Source organism: Sediminibacterium sp. GW821-FHT12F12, from assembly GCF_058806635.1.
Genome location: NZ_JBXAPW010000022.1, coordinates 10,285 through 28,304 on the forward strand (window position 1 = coordinate 10,285; position 18,020 = coordinate 28,304).

Consider the following 18,020-nt stretch of genomic DNA (forward strand, 5'->3'; position numbering starts at 1 on the left):
GCGAAACCTCCTGCACTTTCAGCCATTACGCTGATGGGCGGGGTGTTTGTTTCACTAAGAGCTTAAAGAGAGAAAGAGCAAAAGAGGGGTTGGCTTTACTGCGCCTCCGCGCCTTTGCGAGAAAATTAGCACGCAAAGACGCAGTTTGATTGCTGAGATAGATTACACCTGCTGCCAACTCTTTTATCCTCTTTTTCTCTTATCCACTCTTAGCGAAACCTCCTGCACTTTCAGCCATTACGCTGATGGGCGGGGTGTTTGTTTCACTAAGAGCTTAAAGAGAGAAAGAGTAAAAGAGGGGTTGCCTTTTACTGCGCCTCCGCGCCTTTGCGAGAAAATATGCACGCAAAGACGCGGAGGCGCAGTTTGAATTATATGCGTTGCGAGGCGGCTACTTTCTGTTCCCACACAGGCAGGTTAACACCTTTGATCAGCAGCCACAAGCCCAGCGACAATTCTGCCACAAAAGGCGGAAGCAGGATGACCGGGAATAATTTACCCGCCAGCTCAGGTACCAGTATCAATGCAAAACTATTGGTGAGGTAACAGACACCCGCCAATTGCATTAACCGGCCGATCAGTTTTGGGAAAAAGCCCGATACCGCAATCAGCTGCCCTTCTATCAGACATACCACACCAAAAAAGATCAGTCCAACCCCGAAACCTGTATCGTGGAGTTTGATGGGGAGGTAGGCGAGGGTATGCAACTGTTCGGGCGTAAATGTTTGCAGATAACCCGCACCGCCGAGTAAATAGAGGGCATTGAGCAGGTTCAGTTTATTGGCTACCAGTACAGCGGTTTGTATCAGGTTGCATAAGAGGTTGAGTAAGGCCAGGTTTTTATTTACCGGTTTCAGCAGCACATAAAAAATGAGCATCAAGGGCAGATCGCAGAGTTGCATGAGCAGGTCTACAACGATGCCGATGCGCCATAAACCCGGGGCGTTTTGGATCTGCTGTGCCGTAGCTTCTGCATTACCCGGAATAAATAGGTTACCCCGAACATATAACTCACCAAACATACCGGCGGCAATGATGAACAGATACAATACACCCCCTACTCTGGCATATTGCTGTGGCGAAAAGCGGGTGCTAAGACTGCTTGTATGCATAGCGGTTAGTTTAGGTAGGGGTAAGATACAACGCATTTCTGCTCCCTGCTTGCCTTTCATCAATAATCCCTCTCTTTTTCTCTTTCGCTCTTATCTGCGCTTAGTGAAACATGCTCCGCATTTTGCTGTTGGGTTGATGGGCGGGGTGGTGGGTTGCCATAAGAGAGGAACAGAAGAAAAAGAGGGAGCTGTGCTAATAACTGTGCCTTGGTGCATTTGTGTGAAAATATACGCACACAAAGGCACTAAGGCACGGTGGGTGTAGGGTTTGTTTGGTGAATAGCGTTTTTGGGTGACTACTTTTTTTTGCACTGCAGATCAGTTATATGTTTGTAGCAACAATATGAGCAGTACCATTAAAACCAGATCTAGCATGATAGTGGCGATCAGGAGTTTGGTTGTCGGTTTCATTTGGATTTTTTTCAAGCTACCTGTTGTGTTTTATGTATTCGTGGTGTGTTAGTTTAACATGAATGGATGGTGGTAATAAACGCAGAGTCCCCCATTCGGGATACTATGCGGTGACGGGAACCCCCTGATTAGGTGCAGTTATTTCAATACATGGTTTAAATGGTCTTTTATGTCATAGAGATTTATCCCAAAATTCTGAGCGTCCTGTGGCCGCACAGCAATTATTAACTTATCAGAAAACTTTCCTTGAATGGAAGCTTTGACAAATGAATCTGCAATTAAGGCTATCATCTTTTTCCGAGAAATTTGAACCCTACCTCTTCCTGTTCCTATAACTGGTACAACCAACTCAATAAGTTCTCCTTTATTTTTAACATAGCTCCATAATCCTCTTAAAGCATCCTGTATTTGGGAAATTGAAGATTGTGCGTTGCCACCCTCACCAAGTTCAGACATCGCATTAAAATAAAAAGTCTTACCGTGAGTATTTATTGAGATTGTTGTCCCAATTGGATAGGGTGAAGTAGAATTGATAAGATGTAACTCCTCTTGTATTTTTTTTATTAATTCAATTTGATTACCTGTATAATACTTGGCTGTAAACTGTCCTTGTAGGCTATCTACTGCTATTTTTCCTGAAGCCACATCTGCTTCAAAAACTGTATTTGTACTAATCATGGTTGCACCACTTAAATCAAAGAGATTAGCGATTCTAACCTCAATTATAAAGTCATACTCTGGAAATGAAAGTACTATAGATTTTATGGGCCTTTTGAGAAAGATAGAGATTAACACAGAAAGGAGTAAAAAAATGAAAAAGGCAAATGAGGCATATTTATCTCTAGTATAGACTTGGAAAAAGTCTAGCGTTTCGACAATTAACCATATGATACCAAAAATCGCAAGTATGGATTTTAAACCTTCTAACGATAGAATATAGCGCCAATAAGCTTTGCTAAATATTGAATTGAAAATATACTTCATGGTTTAACAGTTATAAAAGTAATCATCTGCAACGCCTTTTGTTCCAATCATAAAATCTGAATCATTTAATGCTTTTCTAATTAGCTCTTTTTTATTGGGTATATGAATAGTCGGAACTTTATGTTTGGAATCTCTGAATATTGGAAGAATATCCCACAGCTGTTTAATCTGAGCTTTGATAGTTTTTGGATCGCAATTAATAATGTCACTTTTTTCATCATACTCTGGATAAACAACAATTACCGGTAATCCTTGATCATTAATTCCATAATCGATTTCTTCCCTCAGAGCTCTAGAATTCTTAGTGTTTGAACTAAGGAAAAGGATAATATTTTTAGAGTGCCTTATGCGTTCACGTATTCTAGGTTTTAAAGTCATTTCCCAATCACTTGTATCTCTTACACTATAATTTTTATCATGGGAATCAATGAAGGGGAATGACTCGTCATTCCCCTTCCATGCTCTTAGCATATTATAATAAACAAAGTCTTTACTTGCATGTGCCCCAAGACTACTTTCGTTAAATGGTTCGCTTACGTAAAATGCCGAATAATTTCCATCTCTGACTGCCATAGTATTTAGTATTTGATTGTTACAATTGCACTTGTCGAGCTGGGATTGGCAATTAGCTGATGTTAGAAGGTCAAGCCCAACTTGCATAAAACCCAATGTTGTTCGTTCGTTCTTCTATATTTTTTTGAACTTCTAATAATATTTTATTTCTCTTGTTTCTATTCTATACGGTCTGCCAAATTCTTTAACAACTCTTTTCGTCCAGTTTCCTTTTGAATCAAATTGCTTATACTCAAATTCTAATTCCTGTACTAGAACATAATCTATAATCTCCTCAATAACATTGCCCATTTTATCCAATGTTTGGTAAGTTGTGTATTCAAACTTTCCATCTCCTGTTTCCACAGCAAGAAAGTCATGTTCTGAACTTAGTAGCCAATTTGATGAGATTGATTTTTTAATTCTAATAGAATCATTTTTATAAAAATATTTGGTCATAAAGGATAATGTGCCATCTGAATCGACACAAGAATCAAGGACTGTTTGATTCTTATCGTTGTATCTATAGAAATATTTATTGTTAACGATATTGCTATCATCAGAATGTATAGACTGAATTTTATTTCCATTGACATCGTAAAAATCTTCTTCTTTCCACCATAGTTTCTTATTTTCTCGAACACAAGTTTTAATAATTTTATTATCTGTGGTGTAGGAATACAAAATCTCTCTTTCTGAAGTAATTTCCTTGCTCAATTTTCCAGCTTCATTATACTGATAAATAGTTTGATATTCATTCCCATCACTTCTACGTGTTTCTTTAACCAGCTTATTGGCTTTATCATACTCAAATAATTTACGACCATCAACAGAAAGCTCTTCATCTTCATTTAGTTTATAATTCGTCTCCTTTATTTTATTGCCAATATAATCATATTCATAAAGAGTTTTTCGGACTACTTCTCTACCATTTTTATATGTATTTTTTTCAATTACTTTATTGTGATTGTCATATTGATAGGAATATTTAAAAAATAAAAAACCATACTTACTCGTACTCCTTTTTACTTCCTGCTTTTTGTCATTGTATTCGTAAACACTTGTCTCGATTAGAGAATCACTCTCGTCATGAATTGATTGCTTAATTAAATTACGAATTGCATTGTATTTGAGCAAGGTCTTGTGTTCTATCCCTTTCATTTCAAAATCATAATCTAATATCTCAATTGGATTTCCAGTACTGTCATTTCTATAAACCTCTGTTTGAAATATTCCTCCTGACCCATTAAGACTGTATTTTTTTGTTTTATATCCCGACTTGTCAAAATCATATTTATAAGTAGCGAAACGGTCTTTTATTAAGTTGAAACTACTATCATATTCATATGTTTCATCAGTAAAAAGTGGGCCTTCTTTAACTTCTGAACTTTTGTTGTCTACAAAGTATGTAGTGAGCCGTATACTTTTTATTTTATCTGAGGACCAGTCATTAGATTTGCAACTCACTATTGCTAACAAAAAAAATATAGGTAGAATAATATTTGTTAAACTGTATTTTGTCATTGTTATAATGTAAATGCTTGATTTTTGTCCTCGCTATCATGAGGTCACAGGCTGTCACTATAGCATGACGCACAACTCTTAAATATACGTGACTCCCCACTAATTATCTACACAAAACGGCTCTCTAGTTCAACGAGTTATCGTTATGGTTTTTGTATTGTTTCCTCCTCTAACAATCAGATACTCGAACACAACGCTACGTTTTTAAGTAACGACAATTTACCCCATAAACGCAAAATACACAACGGGAAAAACCCCGTATTTCTCTCCCCATAAAAATAAATGACTACTGTTTCAGTATCCCCTTCAACACTTCTGCTCTTCCATCAATTTCCTTCTCTTCAAATTTCAATCCCAACAGATTGGCAATCAACGGATACACATGTATGTTCTCAAAACCGTTGATGCGTAAACCCTTTTGAAAGGCCGGGCCCCATGCCATAAATGTGGCGCGCATATCGGGGTGGTGGTTATCAAAACCATGTTTGCCCGGGCTGATCGGGCGGTTGTTGATACTGAATATATTAGGTAGTTGGGGTGTTAGTATCAGGTTACCCAGGCGCTGGTGCCAATCGTCTGCCGCGCGGTAATGCCAGTGCGCGGGGGTTTCGTTCAGCCGGTATACGTTCATACCGGTTTCTTTTTTCAGTGCCTGGTATGTGGCTGCCAGTGTATTGGTGTCTTTGGCATAGAGGTGCAGCAAAGCATCGCCCCGCGGGATCCGGAAATTGCTGGTATCAATGGCTTTGGGTAAGGGCAGGGGATTTTTATTGTTCACGGCCGTCATACCATGATCGGATACTACAATATAGTTAATGGGCAGGCCCAGCGGTTGCAGGCTTTGCTGCAGGGCATTGATGCTGCTGTCTATGAACCGGACCGTGGTGGTTACCCGGCTATCATCGGGGCCGTATTCATGCGCATCATGGTCTACCTGCGGAAAATAAAACGTGATCAGGTGCGGGCGTTTTTCTTCGGGCAGGCTTAACCAGTTCTTTACGGTGTTAATCCGATCGGCCATGCCAATCTGTTCGTTGTACTTATAATAATACGTGGGCCGGGTGTGCTGTATATCCGCTTCGGATGCTACCCAGTAAAAACTGGCCGAGAGCAGTTGCTGTTTTTCGGCCAGCACCCAGAGCGGTGTACCGCCATACCAGCTGCCATCGGCCACCTGCGCTTTATCGCCCATGCCATAAAACTGCTGGCGGCGGGTATCGTAATAACTGTTGTCTACCAGTCCGTGGTGGGCCGGGTACAAACCCGTTACCAATGTATAATGATTCGGAAAAGTGAGCGAGGGAAAAGAAGGTGTCATATACTCGGCCCTTACGCCCATCTGCGAAACGCTTTGCAGAAAACGGGCCCCATGTTTCTCCGTAAAATCGGCCCGGAACCCATCTATCGAGATCAGGATCACATAGGGTTTGTGGTATTGCGAAGGGTGGTTACTACGGCCGGGTACGATCTGCTGGGTGGTATCCTGCGCAGCAGCAGAAAAAACAAAAACGGTGAGCAGTAAACAAAGGGTTCTGCAAAACATAGGGGTATCTTTAGGAGGCTAAAGATAAACACCCTTCCCCGCGCCTTTGCGCCTTGGCGAGAAAATTTGCACGCAAAGGCGCAGAGGCGCGGTTAGAACACAGTAATAAATAACGTCTTATGCGATTTGATAATTCAAAATTTATTTGATCAGCAGAATAAAAATCACCCTCACAGGGTGTTCGATGAAAAATTTCTAATCAGTCCGCCTTTGGCGGACGGGCCTCATTGGGGTCGGTGTCAATCCCGCTTCAAGCGGGAGAAGACAGATCAGATCATGCGAAGCAGATCTGATCAGAGGCCAATGCAGTCCCGCCATCGGCGGGATAACAGGGACGGGGCCCAGCGGCCGCGAGCGACAAGCGTTTTTGAATTACAGGGTATTGGACTTTTAATAGGATAACACGCTAAGAAATATAGTTATGACAAAAGAAGAATTGTTACAGGAGCTGAAACACGAAACCTATGTGGCTTTACAACCTTCCGCTATTCATGGCATTGGTGTATTTGCCATAACCGATATTCCCAAAGGCTGCCGCACGCTTTTCTCCAGAAACACCGGCGGATGGATCACGCTCAGTTTTGAAGAAGCCGAACAATTACCCGCGCATAGCCGCGAGTTTATCGAAACCTATTATCTCTACGATGAAGAAAACTATTTCATCCCCGACCATGGCTGTAAAGTGATGGATATGGCCAGTTACCTCAACCACTCCTCTACCCCCAATATCCAGTCCGTTAACCACGGCGAATACTTCGAAGCCCTGCGCGATATTAAAACCGGGGAGGAATTGGTGGTGGATTATGGGGAGATTGTGGAAGGGGTGGAAGAATATTGAATATCGAAGGGCAAGAGAGGAACAGATGAACAGACGAACAGAGGAACAAGGAACAGACGAACGAAGAACCTGGAACATAGAACTCGTTACTTAGCAGGATTTTTTGAATATCGAACATCGAACAAGGAATGTCGAATGTCGAAGGAGACGGAGAACAGAGGAGCAAGGAACTGATGAACAGACGAACAGAAAACGAAGAACCCAGAACAAAGAACGTAGAACCGGCTGAAAAAAAAGCTGCGAAAACAATATGTTTTCGCAGCCTAATTCCTTCCATTCTATCATACTATCATCCTATCATTCTATCATTCATTCCCTCCATTCACTCACTCACTCATCCACTCATTCACTCATTAGATCTTATAATACTGCTCCCACCCCTTCCTCGGCGGCAACCCTACCAGCATATCGTTGGCGGTTTTGTTGTTGGTTACTTTTTTGCCGGTTCTGTCGAACTGGATGGTGGTGTTGAGTTTTTGTGCCATTACACCCAGCGAGAATACCTGGCTTAGCGGACCGGCTACAGAGAATGGTGAACGGGTTTTTTCTTCGCCCATGCAGGATTTTAAGAAGTTGGCATAGTGGTTAGACGGACTAACCGGCACTTCGGGCAGTTGGGATGCCATGTCTTTGGCTTTGGCTTCCGGAATAATGGACAGTGTTTTACCATGCGATCCGCCGGCGAAGATGATGTCTTTGCCATAGAGAATCTTACCGGGGTTCACGCGCTGTGCTTCAATTTTTCCGGAGCTCGGTGGCGGGATATTGGCATCCAGTCCGGGACCGCGGTAGCCTTCGGGTAATGGGGGTACATTGTTTACACCATCGTACCAGGTAATATCGCAGGCAGGCATATTACCCCGCGCCGGGAAACGGAAGAGGATGGTGGAAGATTTGGGGTAGAAGAAAGAGTTATGTCCTTCGGCTTTCAGCATGCTGATCTCGTAAGGCAGGCCCAGGTCCAGAAACTCGTGGGCAGTATCGATGAGGTGTGCACCCCAATCGCCAAGGGCGCCCATACCAAAGTCGTACCAGCAGCGCCACTGACCATTGATATAATCGTGGTTATAATCGTGCAGCTGTGTTACACCATGCCAGGTATCCCAGTCGAGGGTAGCAGGTATATCTTCTTTGGCAGGAAAGTTCTTGATATTGGGATCCCAGTTATGCCAGCGGCGGGCGCTGTTCATATGGGCGGTAATAGCGGTAATGTCTTTGATGATACCCGCTTCTTTCCAGGCTTTGAACTGGAAGTAGTTGGCTTCGGAGTGGCCCTGGTTACCCATCTGTGTTACCAGTTTCGGGTTTTTCTTAGCGGCTTTCATCATCAGCTCTACTTCGTTAAAAGTGCGGGCCATGGGTTTTTCTACAAACACGTGTTTGCCGAGGCCCATTGCCATCATGGTAATCGGGAAATGCGAATGATCGGGCACACCCACAGCAACCGCTTCTATCTGGTTACCCATTTTATCGAACATGGTACGGAAATCCTGAAAACGCGGTACATCGGGAAACTGTTTCAGCACGGCCTGTGTATGGGGGGCGCCCATATCCACATCGCAAAAAGCAACGAACTCGGCCAGCCCGGTTTTGGCAAACGACATAACATCGGAGCCACCCTGGTTACCAATGCCCACACAGGCCAGTTTTACTTTCTGCCCCACAGCAAAATTGCCGGCGGCTTTGGTGATGATGGAAGGAACAGAAGCAGCAGCAGACAGCATTGCGGCCTGCTTCAAAAACGAACGACGCGATTTTTGTGAGGGTTTCATGGTTCAAGCAATTAATTAGTGAAAGATGACCCTACTAATGTACCACAAAGCCCCACTGTTTAGAACCGCCCGCAGCAAGAACTTACGAAAACGATGGCGGAGAATGGGATGGTTGTTTAATTGCTATTCACCGGCACAATGGTTGGGTACACGCGGGACTAAAGTCCCGAAATAGATTTTATTATCTATCAATATCCACGCCCTGAAGGGCGTGGCAATAAAGGAAGCGGCAAGGTAGGGCTCAGCAATAGGAGTGGCTTGGGGGGAACCACATTCAATCATTCATCTGCTGCTTTTACTAAACGCGGGACTAAAGTCCCGAAACGGGTTTTAATTGTATCTCCTTTATCCACGCCCTGAAGGGCGCGGCAATCAAGGACCGGCAAGGAAGGGCACAACAATAAAGGGCCGGCTCCAAAGGAGGTGGCGATGAAGGCGAGGCGATGGAAAAGCTATAGAATAGAAGGGCGGGCATTGGAAGAACCTGAGTAACCCTCCCAACTCTTCCCATGGGCTTCAGCCCCGACCCCAAAAAATCATTCTATCATGCTATCATTCTATCATTTTTTGCTTCCCCCCCATTCACTCATCCACTCATCCACTCATTCACTCATTGAAATTTCTCTTACCTTTAAACACACCTATCTAACGCATATGAAATCCCCAAAATCAACTGCTCTCTCAAGGCGTAAATTCCTGCGTAATACGGCTGCTGTGGTGGCCGGTTTCAGTATTGTTCCCCGGCATGTGCTGGGTCGTGGTTTTCTCGCCCCCAGCGATCAGCTCACCAAGGGTATTATTGGTGTGGGTGGTATGGGCCGTGGGCATATTCCTTATGCCGGCACCCGTGTAGTTGCCATCTGTGATGTAGATAAAAACCATCTGACCGAAGTAGCAGCTTCGATCGGTAACGGCGTAAAAACTTTTCACGATCACCGTGAACTGATCGCTTTACCCGAAGTAGATATTGTACATATTGCCACCCCGCCGCACTGGCATGGGATCATGGCCATTGATGCGGCCAAAGCAGGCAAAGATATCTGGTGCGAAAAACCCATGACCCGCACCATTGGCGAGGGCAAACGCGTGGTAGAAGCCGTGCAGCAATACAAACGCATGTTCCGACTGAATACCTGGTTTCGTTTTGAGGATAATTTTTATGGGATGAATACCACCGTGCGGCCGATTAAAAAACTGGTGGAGTCTGGTTTATTGGGTTGGCCCTTAACAGTAACCGTTAGTAAAACCACCGGCTTTGACTGGAAATTTTACTGGGTAGGTAAAACACAATTAGAAACACAAGCCGTTCCGGCCGAGCTGGATTACGACCGCTGGCTGGGACCTGCACCCTATAAACCCTATAACGCGCACCGTGTTCACGGTACTTTCCGCGGATACTGGGATTATGATGGCGGCGGACTGGGCGATATGGGGCAACACTATATAGATCCCATTCAATATTTTTTAGGAAAGGATGATACCAGTCCGGTACTGGTAGAGGTAGACGCCGAGCAACAACACCCCGATGCCTGTGGTACTTTCCGCAAGATCACATTTACGTATGAAGATGGCTGTAAGATCATCCTCGATGGCGAAGCCAAAGATCCCAATGCGGCTTATATAGAAGGGCCCAAGGGAAAACTGTTTGCGGGTTTTAAATCCGATATCCCGAACCTGGCCGAGAAACTGGCGCTGCTGCCCGATCCGGAACCGCAGGTAACCAATTTCCTGGATTCAGTAAAATACAGAACACCGTTTGCACTGAACGAATCGAACGGGTTCCGCTCCTGTACCATTATTAATATGGGCAAGATCGCTCTGCAGCTGGGCCGTTCGCTGCGTTTTGATCCGGTGAGCCAGACCTTCCTCAACGATGAAGAAGCCAACCGTATGATTGACCCGCCCATGCGCGGTCCATGGAGTATCTGATGCTAACCTAAAAAAATGACTCACCCCTGCGGTGAAAAAATACCAGTAGTTATATGAAAAAAATTCTGTCCGCTCTTCTGCTTACGCTGATCACGTTCACACAATTATCTGCCCAACAGGAAGAAGTTGCCACTACCCTATCTAAGTTTCCCTACCAAAAAACAGAAGAAGCCAGTGCCGCCCTGAACAGCATGCAAAACTGGAACAGTACTAACTGGAAACAACTGTTTGCATTACTCGATGATGATTCGCTGAAACTGAAAGCCAGTTATGCATTGAGTGCTTACACCCATGCATCTGCCAAAGAAGTTACGCAACAAAAACAAACGGTTGCGAAGTTGGTAACAGGTTTAGCTACTGCAAAAACCTATTATGCCAAAGAGCTCATCATCAAATACCTTGGTTTACTGGGCGATGATGTGGCAGTAAAACCCCTGGCAAAATTGCTGTCTGATAATGAACAGTCGGATAATGCGGCGCGGGCACTGGCCACCATCCATTCGCCAGCTGCACTCAGTGCTTTGCAGAAAGCATTGGCAAAAGCAAGCGAACCGAACCGTACCCATATTGCGGCTGTGCTGGCTTTTGATAAAAAGGCATTGCCCACTCTCAAACCCAACACTACAACAGCAGCCGCTGTACAAAATCATGTGCAGCAATTACTGCAGTTGCAGGAGCAGTTAGAGAAAGCCGCTGATCCTATTCAGCAAAAAAGATTACTGAACCAGGTATCACGCATCCCGGGTATCAGTTCTTTTGTACTGGCCAGTAACTGGCTCAGTAATGCTGATGTATCCGGTACCGCTGCCCGTGTGCTTACCCAGCTGGCACTGAACGATAAAAATATCCGCGGACCCCTGGTGCGCGAAGCCTTGCAGAAAGCCCTGCCTTTGATCAAGGGAGAAGACAGTGCCCTGCTGGTAAAAAAACTCATAGCCCATCTCAAAGCCATGCCTTATGATAATGGTTTTGTATCGCTCTTCAACGGCAAAGATTTAAGTGGCTGGAAAGCATTGGTGGGTAACCCCATCAGTCGTGCCAAACTCTCTGCCGATTCTCTGGCCGCGGCACAGGCACGCGCCAATGAAAAAACCAAAAACGACTGGATCGTACAAAACGGTTTACTCGTATTCACCGGCCATGGCGATAATCTCTGCACCGAAAAAAAATACGGCGATATAGAAATGTTTGTTGACTGGAAGATCACCGAAAAAGGAGATGCGGGCATTTATCTGCGTGGCAGTCCGCAAGTGCAGATCTGGGATACCAGCCGCCGCGAAGTTGGTGCACAGGTGGGTTCGGGTGGCTTATACAATAACCAGAAAAATCCCAGCAAACCATTGGTGGTAGCCGATAATAAGATCGGTGAGTGGAACCGTTTTCACATCATCATGAAAGGAGAGCGCGTAACCGTGTATCTGAACGGACAACTGGTAACAGATAATGTGGTGCTCGAAAATTACTGGGACCGCAAGCTACCCATTTTTGCCAAAGAGCAACTGGAACTACAGGCGCATGGCACTTATGTAGCCTACCGCAATATTTTTCTGCGCGAGCTGCCTACAGACAATACCACCCCTTTAACCGAAGAAGAAAAACAACAGGGTTTCAGCTCTTTGTTTGATGGAAACAACCTGGATCAATGGACAGGTAATACCAATGGTTACCTCGTAGAAGAAGGTACTATAGTGGTGCATCCCGAACGCAGTGGCGGTAACCTGTATACGAAAGAAGAATATGCTGATTTTATTTACCGTTTCGAATTTCAGTTAACACCGGGCGCCAACAACGGCCTCGGAATCCGCGCTCCCTTAGAGGGCGATGCGGCTTATGTGGGTATGGAATTACAGATCCTCGATAATGAAGCAGAGATCTATAAAAGCCTGCAGCCCTATCAATACCATGGTTCTGTATATGGTGTGATCCCTGCCAAAAGAGGTTTCCTGAAACCAACAGGCGAGTGGAACCAGGAAGAAGTGATCGTAAAGGGATCGAAAGTAACAGTGATCCTGAACGGTGAAACCATTCTGGATGGCGATATCAAACAGGCATCGGCCAATGGTACCATGGATCATAAAGAACATCCGGGCTTACAGCGAACCAGTGGCCATATTGGTTTCCTGGGGCATGGAGATGTGTTACGCTTCAGAAATATCCGGATCAAAAAATTATAGTAACTCTTTTAATCTCTTTTTCTCTTATCCACTCTTAGTGAAACCTCTTCAACAATCAGTGATTCCGATGATGAAGGAGGATGTTTCACTAAGAGCAAAAGAGAGAAAGAGTAAAAGAGGTAGCTGTCTCCCATCCCGCGCCTTTGCGCCTTCGCGAGAATATTTGCACGCAAAGGCGCAAAGGCGCGGTTGTTTTTTGGGAAGAGGTTGGTATCTTTCTGTTATCAATCTATCGTATGCAAACTGATTCTTACCTGCCACGCGTATTGGCCGTCATCCGCATCATTACCGGTATTTTATTTATCTATCATGGCCATGAAGTATTTGTGCCCGGCCAGATGAGTGGGTATGCCAAATGGCTGGCCGATCTGCACTATCCTGTACCGGCAGTCTTTGCCTATGCTGGTAAAACGGCAGAATTGCTGGGTGGTATTTCTTTGTTACTCGGCCTATGGGTACGTGTATTTACCTTACCGCTCACGTTTACTTTATTACTGATCACTTTCACCATGGGGCATGGAAGAATTCTCACAGATGATCAGCATCCGTTTATATCAGCTTTGTTATGCGCCGTGTTCTTTTGTTTGGGTGCCGGTGTGTGGAGTGTAGATGCCTGGCGGATATCACAGAAACAATCAGGCTCCCCGCTTTAATTCGTGATCACATTTTTCCGCTTTACAGGATCGTAACGGATGGTGCCTTCACTTACAATAAATTCTGTTGTTTTATGCCGGGGTGGCCGATACTTCATCAGGTTAAAGGATACACCCGCACTTCCGCCGGTAATAATATCATCATATCGGATATTCAGGTAATCGCGGCCGTGGTATAGGTGCAGAACAATGCCGGTAGTGCGTGACTGGGCAAAATTAAACTCATAATAAAGATGAACCCCCAGCCTGTTGGTATGTACCGGTTCAAAATTGTTCATATTACCTACAATATATTCTGCCTCAATTCTTGTACGATGACTCACTTTGTTCTTCAGGATATAGTCTTTGCCTGTACGAAGGTCTTTCCAGGGTATGGATTTGCCAAACCTGCGCGGCCTGCCTCTTAACTGGAGCATAGCCTGTACCCGGTTTTTGCCAAAACGTTTTTCCTGTTCTGGATTAAAAGAGAATGCATCGCCGATACCACCATCTCTGCGATAACCAAGACCAACAGAATACAAACGGTGTTCAGGAGTGTAAGCTGAATACACGCCCATAAGGCTGATATAATTAGTGGAGAAATCACCTTTTTTATAATCGTTTCGTTTGCCAGACAGGGTCTGGTAATATACCCCCGGTGCCTGTCCGTTGGAATAATGCATTACAGAGAACATCAGGTGTACCACTTTAAAGGTTTCTTTTTTGTTAACCCAGGAATTGTCTTCTGCATACCAGGTACTGCGTTTACGGATATTTTCTTTTTGGGTGTAATTATTCCAGAGTGCATAGTCAAGCTCTACACCTACTTTCTGGCTGATGGGTAGAACGGGAAGGGAGGAGTCGAGCGTCATCCGGAAAGCGGGTGCATACCGAAATGCGATCCTTGCCCGCTGAAAAAAATCGCTGCTCTGGTTCCTGCCCTGCCAGAGCGGGAACACCTGGTCCAGATTGGCCTCTATCAGGTAACCATTCCTGCCCTCACCCTCGCGCAGGGGAATGCTGCGGTTCCAACCCTGGAACATCGGGAAAAAACCTACATAGGAGATCGGGTGCAGGCCTTTCAGGATTTCGTACATACCGGTATATACTGAGCCGTCGTCATTTTCTTCAAATGCTTTGATATGAGGCCTGCTGGTATCCGCTGCGAAACGGTCGGGATCATACGGTTGCGAAAAACCAGTCAACCCCAGCAAACAGGTAAGCAGTAATACAAGCGATCGGGTAATCATAGTGCCATTGTTACCATTGTGGCGTCTGTAATATAATTGGATACTACTAATTTAGAATACGTTTGGTTGAAAACCGGTTTGTGTAACAAGCCGGTTTTATCTTATGTCTTTTACACAGCGGAACCCCAGGTGATTGGTCCCTGTTTTCCAGTCACCTTTCCCGCGCGAGCCTACCACATAACGCGAACAGTACTGATCACTGCAGAGAAAGGAACCGCCTTTCTGTACTTTTTTAATAATACCCGGTTCTGCCGGATCAAAACTATCTGCCGGCCCTTTCGGATCCACTATCACTCCTCCTTTTCTTACAAGGGTGGTATAATAATCAGGGCGGTACCAGTCGGAACACCATTCCCAGACATTTCCTGCCATATCATATAAACCATAGCCGTTTTGGGGATATTGTTTTACGGGTGCCATTCCTTTAAAACCATCTTTACCCAGGTCTTTCGAGGGGAAACTTCCCTGAAAAGTATTGGCCATATAACGGGCGCCGGGGGTAAACTGGTTACCCCAGGTAAACGTGTTTTCGGATAATCCGCCGCGGGCAGCAAACTCCCATTCGGCTTCAGTGGGTAATCTTTTACCGGCCCATCTGGCATAGGCTGCGGCATCTTCCCAGGCAATATGAACAACGGGGTAGTTCTCTTTGCCTTTGATAGAACTGCCTTTGCCGAAGGGTTGGCGCCAGTTGGCATTTTTGCGGTATTCCCACCATTGCAGGTAATTATCCAGCGGCACTTCATGGGCCGGGGGAGAAAATACCACGGAACCCGGAACCAGCATAGCCGGATCGGCAGTGGGAAATTCTGCCGCGGTGGGCGCAATTTCGGCCAGGGTTTTATAACCGGTGGCGTTTACAAATTTTTCGAATTCGGCATTGGTTACTTCATGTTCATCCATCCAGAACGCTTTTACCTGTACCGTATGAACCGGTAAGGCATCGGATGTGAGTCCGGGTACACTGCATAGCGATTCATTGGCAGCAGGTGTACCCATCCGGAAACGGCCACCGGGAATGCGAACCATGCCTGCAGGAGTAACTACTCCTCCCTTTGTGGACTGAGATCGAGGGGTTATTTTTTTCTCAGGTGATTGGTTATCAACAGTATACGCAGCCGCAGCCAACGCAAAAATGGCCAGTACATAGCCCTGCAAAACCGTACGGGAGGGAGTAAAATGCAACATGGTTTAAAGATAAGAAAGAAGCCCCATGCATCAAGTCGGGAACCTCGTCATTATTGGGGTAGTGCTTTGTTTTTATTTAATTACTGGTAATCAAGCAACTATCTCTGATAGGTACACGTAATAACTGAAAGGTAAAAACGAATGGGCTGAAACGCGGGCAGCTAAAGGATTATAGCGTAGTGTGAACCAAAATTTAATTCGCCGGAAACAAAGAAGTGCTGATATTTGGAACGAAACTGGCAACAATCCTGCGTAATGATGATACCGGTCGTAAATAGCCCGGGCACCCATAACAGCAGATGGTCATTTACTTCAGGCAGGAGCTGGTTTCACTTCTATACCCCCAATCTGGCGAAACCAATGGTTTCGCAATGTTCAACAGTCAGCTATTTACGCCTGCCAACTGCCTGGCATTGCTATGCAGACTGCGCAATGGGGTTCCTATGTTGAAAATGAAGCTATTTGGTGAGAATGGGACCTATGTTTTTTGCGACTGGTATTTTGTGAGTACGGGCGGCAGCGTAATCTGGACCAGATAAGTAAATTTTGCATTCCGTTTACCCAGACGTAAGCAACCATATATAATAGACAACTACATATCCTTGAAAAGCTATGCTTAAGAGACTTTTAACGGCCTTCCTGTGGCTGTGCTTTGTTCTACCTGTAACGGCTCAGGTAAAGATTGGTAATAATCCAACGGTAGTAAACCGTTCTTCCCTGTTAGAGCTGGAGAGTGACAGCCTCGGTTTATTATTACCGAGGTTACAGGATACTGTGCTGATTAACCGGTTTAATCCGCCAGACGGTATGCTCATTTTTGTACGTAATCCGGGCATCCAGCGTTTGTTTGTACGGCAGGGTGGTTACTGGGTAGAGTTACTGAGCGAGTATGCGGTCAGAAATCTGCTGAACCTGGGTAATGGTCCGGTTACTGATACTTCCTTGTTATTTTCCAACCTTATGCGCAAGGCAGACAGTGTTTTAATGCTGAGCGGTTATGCGCGAAAGGGGCATACTGTAAAATACAGTGACACCCTGGCTATGCTCACGGGGTATGGCAGGTTGGGACAACTTACCAGATACAGCGATACGGCCAGTATGCTGGCAGGATACGGAAGGGTGGGTCAACTCACCCGTTACAGTGATACGGCTAATATGCTGTCAGGCTATGGTAGGGTGGGTCAACTTACCAAATACAGTGATACCGCCAGTATGCTGGCAGGATACGGAAAGTTCGGGCAGCTTACCAAGTACAGCGATACGGCCAGTATGCTGGCAGGATACGGAAAGTTCGGGCAGCTTACCAAGTACAGCGATACGGCCAATATGCTGGCGGGATATGGACGATTCGGACAGCTTTCCAAGTATAGTGATACAGCCAGTATGTTATCGGGTTATCAGCGCAGTGGTAATCCGGTAATTGTTGCTGTGCAACCCAATATTACAATGCTGGGTACATTATCGGCCTTAACTGTAACGGGTGGAATAAGCGCAGGATCTATTAATTCGCCATTGGCCACCCTTACGAATATTAATACAAGCGGAACCATCACTGGTGGAACCTTCAGTGGCACACTCAGTCAGTCGGCCATGAACAGTATTACCAACCTCGGTAATCTGACCGCTTTAACTGTTAGTGGAAACATTACTTCCAATTCCATCAGCGTAGTTACGGGTAACCTAACCAATATTACAGCAACGGGACTGATCAATGCAGGGTCACTCAGTTCGCCATTGGCCACCATTACAAACATTAACACAAGCGGAACCATCACGGGTGGAACCTTCAGTGGCACACTCAGTCAGTCGGCCATGAACAGCATTACCAATTTGGGTAACCTGACGGCACTCACAGTTTCTGGTAATGTTACTTCCAATTCCATCAGTGTAGTAACAGGTAACCTGACAAACATTACTGCAACGGGATTGATCAATGCAGGGTCGCTTAGTTCGCCATTGGCCACCATTACAAACATTAACACAAGCGGAACTATTACCGGTGGAACCTTCAGTGGCACGCTCAGTCAGTCGGCAATGAACAGTATTACCAACCTCGGTAACCTGACAGCTCTCACGGTTTCTGGTAATGTTACTTCCAACTCCATCAGTGT

13 protein-coding genes are annotated in these 18,020 nt (G+C 45.2%); 5 read left to right on the plus strand and 8 right to left on the minus strand.

Going from position 1 to position 18,020, the window contains the following annotated elements; genetic code table 11:
* Positions 1 to 371: 371 nt before the first annotated feature.
* From AC1RNB_RS18280 to AC1RNB_RS18300, 5 genes are all read right to left on the minus strand, one after another.
* A complete protein-coding gene (locus AC1RNB_RS18280) occupies positions 372 to 1,112 on the minus strand; it encodes a DUF4386 domain-containing protein (RefSeq protein ID WP_493085164.1) in 741 nt (246 codons plus the stop codon).
* 549 nt (positions 1,113 to 1,661) lie between these two features.
* Positions 1,662 to 2,507 carry a macro domain-containing protein gene (locus AC1RNB_RS18285; protein ID WP_493085165.1) on the minus strand — a complete coding sequence of 282 codons (846 nt, stop codon included), beginning with the start codon at positions 2,505 to 2,507 and terminating at the stop codon, positions 1,662 to 1,664.
* A 3-nt stretch (positions 2,508 to 2,510) separates the two neighbouring features.
* On the minus strand, positions 2,511 to 3,080 hold the full coding sequence (locus tag AC1RNB_RS18290; protein ID WP_493085167.1) for a TIR domain-containing protein: 570 nt from the start codon (positions 3,078 to 3,080) through the stop codon (positions 2,511 to 2,513).
* 132 nt (positions 3,081 to 3,212) lie between these two features.
* Positions 3,213 to 4,583 (minus strand): hypothetical protein, encoded by a 1,371-nt coding sequence (locus tag AC1RNB_RS18295; protein WP_493085169.1) that lies wholly within the window; start codon positions 4,581 to 4,583, stop codon positions 3,213 to 3,215.
* 286 nt (positions 4,584 to 4,869) lie between these two features.
* Positions 4,870 to 6,126 carry an alkaline phosphatase family protein gene (locus AC1RNB_RS18300; RefSeq protein ID WP_493085170.1) on the minus strand — a complete coding sequence of 419 codons (1,257 nt, stop codon included), beginning with the start codon at positions 6,124 to 6,126 and terminating at the stop codon, positions 4,870 to 4,872.
* Between the two features lie 421 nt (positions 6,127 to 6,547).
* Between AC1RNB_RS18300 and AC1RNB_RS18305 the strand changes: the two genes are divergently transcribed.
* Entirely contained in the window at positions 6,548 to 6,964 is a 417-nt protein-coding gene (locus AC1RNB_RS18305; RefSeq protein WP_493085172.1) for an SET domain-containing protein, read from the plus strand.
* A gap of 353 nt (positions 6,965 to 7,317) precedes the next feature.
* Here the strand turns inward: AC1RNB_RS18305 and AC1RNB_RS18310 are convergent, their stop codons facing one another.
* The gene (locus AC1RNB_RS18310; RefSeq protein WP_493085174.1) at positions 7,318 to 8,736 is read right to left on the minus strand and encodes a Gfo/Idh/MocA family oxidoreductase; all 1,419 of its coding nucleotides are present in this window, start codon (positions 8,734 to 8,736) and stop codon (positions 7,318 to 7,320) included.
* Between the two features lie 654 nt (positions 8,737 to 9,390).
* Between AC1RNB_RS18310 and AC1RNB_RS18315 the strand changes: the two genes are divergently transcribed.
* The 3 genes from AC1RNB_RS18315 (at position 9,391) to AC1RNB_RS18325 (ending at position 13,492) form a co-directional block, all read left to right on the plus strand.
* Positions 9,391 to 10,665, plus strand: a complete 1,275-nt coding sequence (locus tag AC1RNB_RS18315; protein WP_493085176.1) for a Gfo/Idh/MocA family oxidoreductase — start codon at positions 9,391 to 9,393, stop codon at positions 10,663 to 10,665.
* Between the two features lie 53 nt (positions 10,666 to 10,718).
* Positions 10,719 to 12,839, plus strand: a complete 2,121-nt coding sequence (locus AC1RNB_RS18320) for a DUF1080 domain-containing protein (RefSeq protein WP_493085178.1) — start codon at positions 10,719 to 10,721, stop codon at positions 12,837 to 12,839.
* 236 nt (positions 12,840 to 13,075) lie between these two features.
* Positions 13,076 to 13,492, plus strand: a complete 417-nt coding sequence (locus AC1RNB_RS18325) for a DoxX family membrane protein (RefSeq protein WP_493085180.1) — start codon at positions 13,076 to 13,078, stop codon at positions 13,490 to 13,492.
* Here the strand turns inward: AC1RNB_RS18325 and AC1RNB_RS18330 are convergent.
* Entirely contained in the window at positions 13,489 to 14,721 is a 1,233-nt protein-coding gene (locus tag AC1RNB_RS18330; protein WP_493085182.1) for a hypothetical protein, read from the minus strand. The genes AC1RNB_RS18325 and AC1RNB_RS18330 overlap by 4 nt on opposite strands.
* A gap of 96 nt (positions 14,722 to 14,817) precedes the next feature.
* Complete coding sequence (locus AC1RNB_RS18335; protein ID WP_493085184.1) at positions 14,818 to 15,909, minus strand: formylglycine-generating enzyme family protein; 1,092 nt, start codon at positions 15,907 to 15,909, stop codon at positions 14,818 to 14,820.
* Positions 15,910 to 16,521: 612 nt separating this feature from the next.
* Between AC1RNB_RS18335 and AC1RNB_RS18340 the strand changes: the two genes are divergently transcribed.
* On the plus strand, positions 16,522 to 18,020 hold a 1,499-nt coding region (locus AC1RNB_RS18340), incomplete at its 3' end, for an autotransporter outer membrane beta-barrel domain-containing protein (RefSeq protein WP_493085186.1).

What these genes read in the sequence shown, in the direction of transcription:
- AC1RNB_RS18325 (WP_493085180.1), top strand. Translation starts at nt 13,076, where the DNA reads ATGCAAACTGATTCTTACCTGCCACGCGTATTGGCCGTCATCCGCATC.
- AC1RNB_RS18310 (WP_493085174.1), bottom strand. Translation starts at nt 8,736, where the DNA reads ATGAAACCCTCACAAAAATCGCGTCGTTCGTTTTTGAAGCAGGCCGCA.
- AC1RNB_RS18305 (WP_493085172.1), top strand. Translation starts at nt 6,548, where the DNA reads ATGACAAAAGAAGAATTGTTACAGGAGCTGAAACACGAAACCTATGTG.
- AC1RNB_RS18285 (WP_493085165.1), bottom strand. Translation starts at nt 2,507, where the DNA reads ATGAAGTATATTTTCAATTCAATATTTAGCAAAGCTTATTGGCGCTAT.
- AC1RNB_RS18290 (WP_493085167.1), bottom strand. Translation starts at nt 3,080, where the DNA reads ATGGCAGTCAGAGATGGAAATTATTCGGCATTTTACGTAAGCGAACCA.
- AC1RNB_RS18300 (WP_493085170.1), bottom strand. Translation starts at nt 6,126, where the DNA reads ATGTTTTGCAGAACCCTTTGTTTACTGCTCACCGTTTTTGTTTTTTCT.
- AC1RNB_RS18330 (WP_493085182.1), bottom strand. Translation starts at nt 14,721, where the DNA reads ATGATTACCCGATCGCTTGTATTACTGCTTACCTGTTTGCTGGGGTTG.
- AC1RNB_RS18320 (WP_493085178.1), top strand. Translation starts at nt 10,719, where the DNA reads ATGAAAAAAATTCTGTCCGCTCTTCTGCTTACGCTGATCACGTTCACA.
- AC1RNB_RS18280 (WP_493085164.1), bottom strand. Translation starts at nt 1,112, where the DNA reads ATGCATACAAGCAGTCTTAGCACCCGCTTTTCGCCACAGCAATATGCC.
- AC1RNB_RS18335 (WP_493085184.1), bottom strand. Translation starts at nt 15,909, where the DNA reads ATGTTGCATTTTACTCCCTCCCGTACGGTTTTGCAGGGCTATGTACTG.
- AC1RNB_RS18295 (WP_493085169.1), bottom strand. Translation starts at nt 4,583, where the DNA reads ATGACAAAATACAGTTTAACAAATATTATTCTACCTATATTTTTTTTG.
- AC1RNB_RS18315 (WP_493085176.1), top strand. Translation starts at nt 9,391, where the DNA reads ATGAAATCCCCAAAATCAACTGCTCTCTCAAGGCGTAAATTCCTGCGT.